At 63.7% G+C, this 966-nt stretch carries 2 protein-coding genes; both read left to right on the top strand.

The window, feature by feature from the left end; genetic code table 11:
• Positions 1-7 precede the first annotated feature (7 nt).
• A complete protein-coding gene (rplF, locus tag EN906_RS35485) occupies positions 8-541 on the top strand; it encodes a 50S ribosomal protein L6 (protein WP_013895694.1) in 534 nt (177 codons plus the stop codon).
• Positions 542-665: 124 nt separating this feature from the next.
• A partial coding sequence (gene rplR, locus EN906_RS35480) for a 50S ribosomal protein L18 (protein WP_127375838.1) occupies positions 666-966 on the top strand: 301 nt, incomplete at its 3' end.

Below are 966 nucleotides of genomic sequence, written 5' to 3'. Positions count from 1 at the left end.
CAACAAAATGTCTCGTATTGGAAAGAAACCCGTTTCGCTGCCGCAGGGCGTGACCGCGACCGTCAACGGCCAGACCGTGACGGCGAAGGGCCCCAAGGGTGAGCTGAAGTTCGTGGTGAACGACGAAGTGCTGGTCAAGATGGAAGGCAGCGAGATCGCTGTCCAGCCGCGCGACCAGACCAAGACCGCCCGCTCCAAGTGGGGCATGTCGCGCACGCAGATCGTCAACATCCTGCAGGGCGTCAAGGACGGTTTCGAGAAGAAGCTCGAGATCACCGGCGTCGGCTATCGCGCGGCACTTCAGGGCAAGAACCTGCAGCTGGCGCTTGGCTTCAGCCATGACGTCGTCTATGAGACGCCGGCCGGCATCACCATTACCGTGCCGAAGCCGACCGAAATCACCGTGGCCGGCATCGACAAGCAGCAAGTCGGCCAGGTTGCGGCCGAGATCCGCGAGTATCGCGGTCCCGAGCCCTACAAGGGCAAGGGCGTCCGCTATGCCGGCGAGAAGATCGTCCGCAAGGAAGGCAAGAAGAAGTAGCGGGCCTGGCCTCGGGAAGTTGAGGCCAAGCCAAAAAGTGTAACGCCGCGGGGAGCGGTCGCGGGAGGCGCTTTCGCCTACCGCATATGGCGGCCCCCGTTTTTTGAAGGCAAGGAAGACCATCATGGGTACCAAGGAATCCACGCAGCGCCGCGCGCAGCGCGTCCGTCGTCAGATCAAGAAGGTCGCCGGCGAGCGTCCGCGTCTGTCGGTCCACCGCACGTCGAAGAACATCTACGTGCAGGTCATCGACGACGCCAAGGGCCACACCATCGCTGCCGCTTCGACGCTCGAGAAGGACCTCAAGGGTTCGCTCAAGACCGGCGCCGACACCGCCGCCGCCGCCGCGATCGGCAAGCTGATCGCCGAGCGCGCCACCAAGGCCGGCGTCAAGGAAGTCGTTTTCGACCGCGGTGCCTACATCT

This window comes from Mesorhizobium sp. M7A.F.Ca.CA.004.06.1.1, from assembly GCF_003999135.1.
Lineage (GTDB): Bacteria > Pseudomonadota > Alphaproteobacteria > Rhizobiales > Rhizobiaceae > Mesorhizobium.
The sequence above is the reverse complement of the archived record's forward strand: the minus strand, read 5'-3'. Positions and strand labels throughout refer to the sequence as shown.